Origin of the sequence: Actinosynnema sp. NPDC059335 (assembly GCF_042752395.1) — a bacterium.
In the GTDB taxonomy this organism is placed as follows: Bacteria; Actinomycetota; Actinomycetes; order Mycobacteriales; family Pseudonocardiaceae; genus Actinosynnema.
The window spans coordinates 31,280-35,020 of sequence record NZ_JBHYXZ010000091.1 but is presented as its reverse complement, the minus strand read 5'-3'; the positions used below and the strand labels follow the sequence as shown (position 1 = coordinate 35,020).

Annotated in this window: 4 protein-coding genes; 3 read left to right on the top strand and 1 reads right to left on the bottom strand. The window is 74.2% G+C overall.

Translation table 11 applies throughout. The features are described from left to right. Positions 1-234 precede the first annotated feature (234 nt). The 3 genes from ACFXGA_RS25760 (at position 235) to ACFXGA_RS25750 (ending at position 2,941) form a co-directional block, all read left to right on the top strand. Positions 235-867: an RNA polymerase sigma factor gene (locus tag ACFXGA_RS25760; protein ID WP_378091935.1), complete on the top strand. Its 633-nt coding sequence runs from the start codon at positions 235-237 to the stop codon at positions 865-867. After that, positions 833-1,297: a hypothetical protein gene (locus ACFXGA_RS25755; protein WP_378091933.1), complete on the top strand. Its 465-nt coding sequence runs from the start codon at positions 833-835 to the stop codon at positions 1,295-1,297. Before ACFXGA_RS25760 ends, ACFXGA_RS25755 begins: the two co-directional genes overlap by 35 nt. A gap of 87 nt (positions 1,298-1,384) precedes the next feature. Then, entirely contained in the window at positions 1,385-2,941 is a 1,557-nt protein-coding gene (locus ACFXGA_RS25750; RefSeq protein ID WP_378091931.1) for a diguanylate cyclase domain-containing protein, read from the top strand. Here ACFXGA_RS25750 and ACFXGA_RS25745 read toward each other — a convergent pair. Further along, a complete protein-coding gene (locus ACFXGA_RS25745; RefSeq protein ID WP_378091929.1) occupies positions 2,895-3,647 on the bottom strand; it encodes a class I SAM-dependent methyltransferase in 753 nt (250 codons plus the stop codon). The genes ACFXGA_RS25750 and ACFXGA_RS25745 overlap by 47 nt on opposite strands. Positions 3,648-3,741 lie beyond the last annotated feature (94 nt).

The window sequence follows — 3,741 nt, the reverse complement described above, 5'->3', positions numbered from 1 at the left end:
TGCTCATCCCCGGCGATCACGCTTTTCGATCGCCGGGGATCAGCACGCGAACGGTCGACTCCCAGGCGACCTCGCCCGCGACGCCGGAGGCGGCGCAGTTCGACTCTGTATCTGACGCGGCGCTCGAAGCTCCGTAGTGTGTGGCGAGAAGTGTGCAGTCCGTGGCCCGGCAGGGGTCCGCGCCGGCGGGGTCCGGTGCGGAGGCGCGGCACCCCCTGGACCAGAGGAGGGGACGTGAGCCCTGCATCGCCGATCGCCGAGCTGGTGAGCGCGGCGGCGGAGGGCGATCAAGGCGCGTGGAACGAGATCGTCGAGCGTTACACGCCCTTGGTGCTGGCGGTGGTGCACCGGCACCGGTTGCGCCCCGCGGATGCGGCGGACGTGCACCAGACCGTGTGGTTGCGCCTGGTGGAGCAGGTCGGCAGGCTCCGCGAGGCGGACGCGCTGCCCGGTTGGATCGCCACGACCACCCGCAACGAGTGCCTGCGCGTGCTGCGGGCGCAGCAGCGCACGCAGCCGTTCGACCCGCAGTCGGAGGACGAGCCGGCGAGCCCGGACGACGCGGTGGCGGACCTGGACGAGGAGATGGAGGCCGCGCAGCGGCGGCAGGCGCTGCGCGAGGGCTTCCGCTCGCTGCCCGAGCAGTGCCGCGAGCTGCTGGCGAGGCTCATGGCCGACCCGCCGCCGAGCTACGCCGAGGTCGGCGAGGAGCTGGCGATGCCGGTGGGCAGCATCGGGCCCACCCGGATCAGGTGCCTGGAGAAGTTGCGCAAGACTCCCGCGGTGCTGAGGCTGGTCGAGCCGCGGCCGGTGGGCGGAGGAGGTGTGGTCGGTGTTGAAGGACGATCCGGGGTGGGAAAGCGATGAGGTGCTGCTCCGCGAGCTGGGCGAGGCCCTGGCGGAGGAGCGGGACGTGCCCGCGCACCTGCTGGAGGCGGCGCGGGCGGCGTACACGTGGCGCACGGTCGACGCCGAGTTGCTGGCGCTGACCAGCTACGACTCCGTCCTCGACCCGGGGCTCACGACGCGGGCGCGGGCGGCGCAGACGGCGCGGCAGCTGGTGTTCGACGCCGAGGGCGTGTCCGTGCAGGTGGAGGTGACCGAGGCGGGCGTCGCGGGCCAGGTGCTGCCCGCGGGGCCGGGCCGGGTGGTGCTGCTGCGGGCGACGGGACCGGTGGAGGAGGCGGAGCTGGACGAGCTGGGCATGTTCCTGCTCGGCCCGCCGCCGCCGGGGCCGATCCGGTTGCGCTGCGAGGTCGCCGGCACGACGGTGCTGACGGAGTGGGTCTGCGTGTAACCCGATCCGGTAAACCTTGACGGCGGTGGCCGCCGGTCCGGAAGATTCACCCTGACCTGATCTTCACCCCACCGCCGCCGCCCCCACATGACCGAGCCCGCCCGCGTGACCCCGGCCGAGGGAACCCCACCCGCGGCGGTCGAGGCGTGGGCGCTGCCGGAGCTGTTCCGGCAGGTCTTCCTCGGGTCCACGGCGGGCATCGCGATCTTCGACGGGGACGGCGCGCTGGTCGGCGCGAACCCGGCGCTGGAGGCGATGCTGCGGCCCGCCGACCTCGCCACCCTGTTCGGCGCGACGCCGCTGACCGCGGACTCGGTGCGGGTGCAGCGGCGGTTCACCGACGAGGCGGGCGACCCGGTGTGGGCGACGGTGGCGCTGTCGGTGGTGCGCGACGCCGACCGGCGGCCCCGCTGGCACGTCGCCGTGGTCGAGGACACCACCGAGCAGCGGGTGCTGCGGGACTACCTGCGCCACCAGTCGCTGCACGACGTGCTGACCGGCCTGCCGAACCGGCAGAGCTTCCTGCCGAAGCTGGAGCAGGTGCTGAGCCGGCCGGGCTCGATCACGTTGATCTACCTGGACGTGGACAGCGTCGCCATCGTCAACGACGGCCTCGGCTACGAGGCGGGCGACGAGCTGCTGAAGGTGGTGGCACGGCGGCTGACCGAGGTCGTGGCCGGCGAGAGCGCGACGGTGGCCCGCATCGGCGGCGACGAGTTCGTGGTGCTGATCGAGGACTCGCCCACCACGCCCGGGATCTCCGCGCTGGCCGAGGCGATCGAGGCCGCGCTGGTGGAGCCGGTGAGCCTGGCCGGGCACGGCGTGGGCGTGTCCGCGGGCATGGGCTTCGTCCGCACGTCGGCCCGCGGGTCGGACGCGATGGCGTTGCTGCGCCAGGCGCACAGCACGCTGCGCCGCGCGGAGACCGGCGGCAAGGGCCAGTGGGGCGTCTACGACGAGGGGCGGGACGCCCGCGACCGCACCAGGCTGTCGTTGATCGCGACCATGCCGGGCGCGTTGCAGAACGGTGAGATCGCGCTGGACTACCTGCCCGTGACGGGGCCGGGCGGTGACCGGGTCGCGGTGGCGGCGCGGCTGCGGTGGCACGAGGCGGAGTACGGGCCGGTGTCGCACGAGGAGTGCCTGCGGTTCGCCGACGAGCTGGGGTTGAGCGGCCAGCTCGCGGAGTGGGTGCTGGAGGAGGCGTGCGGTTTCGCGGCGGCGGAGGAGCTGCCGGTCGTGGTGCGGTTGTCGCCGGACCAGTCGCGCGACCCGGACCTCACCGCGCCGGTCGCCGACGCGTTGCGCGCCTCCGGGCTGCCGCCGGAGCGGCTGTGGCTGAGCCTGTCCGCGCGGTGCCTGACCTCGCCGGCCCACGCCGAGGACCTCGACGCGGTGGAGGACAACCTGACCTCGTTGCGGGACATGGGGATCCGCCTGCTGCTGCACGACGTCACGTTCGCCCTGCCGGAACTGTCCGCCGTGGAGCGTCACGGGCTGCACGGCGTGATGCCGGTCGCGCCGCCGGCGGAAGCGTTGGCGCACAAGGCGTTCGCCGCGGTGCTGCCGCTGGTGCGGGCCGCCGGGGCGCTCGTCGTCAGCGACGGCGGGCTGCCGGAGGCGGACCTGGTCGTGCGATCGTGATGATCTCGCGGCCGGTGGCGGTGAACGGCGAGCGGTCCCAGTCGCCGTAGCGCTCCGCCACCTCGAACCCGGTCTCGCGCAGCAACGCGTCGAGCCGGTCCGCCGGCAGGAACCGCAGGGAGCCCCGGTCGACGCGGGGCTCGGGCCAGTCCGGGCAGCTGAACGTCTCGGTCATCGTCACCACCCCGTCCACCACGCTCTCCACCCGGTGCTCGACCCGGACCCGTTCGCCGTGCGCGCCGACGACGTCCACACCGTGCTCGGGCGTCCAGCGCTCCCACGCCCGCGCACCGGGGTTGCGGGTCTCGAACGCGAACCGCCCGCCCGGCGCGAGGGCCGCGCGGACGGCGGTGAACTGCTCGCGGACCCGCTCGTCGGTGAGGAAGACCTGGAACACGTGCCCGGTCATGACGACCAGGTCGAACCCGGCGTCGAACGACACCGTGCCGAGGTCGCCGAGCACCCACTCCACGTCGTCGGCGCGACGCGCCTGCGCGAGCATGCCCCGCGCCGGGTCGAGCCCGACCAGCCGGCCGCGGTGCCCGGACGCGCGCGCCTCGATCAGCAGCGCGCCCGTGCCGCAGCCGACGTCCAGCACCGCGTCGGCGTCGAGCACCAGGTCCAGGTAGAAGTCGGTGTCGGCGCGCGAGGAGTTGATCACGTCGTAGTAGGCGGCGAGGTCCGGGTCCTCGAAGGAGTCGGCCATCGCCCGAGTGTGGCCCCGCACGACGGAGGCCGGGCCGCGCGAATCAGTGCCGGGCGCCCAGGTGTGGGCGCAAGCCCAACACCGACGAGCCCGA

Bases quoted from the DNA above. Each gene is read 5' to 3' on its own strand.
- ACFXGA_RS25750 (WP_378091931.1), top strand. From the start codon at position 1,385: ATGACCGAGCCCGCCCGCGTGACCCCGGCCGAGGGAACCCCACCCGCG.
- ACFXGA_RS25745 (WP_378091929.1), bottom strand. From the start codon at position 3,647: ATGGCCGACTCCTTCGAGGACCCGGACCTCGCCGCCTACTACGACGTG.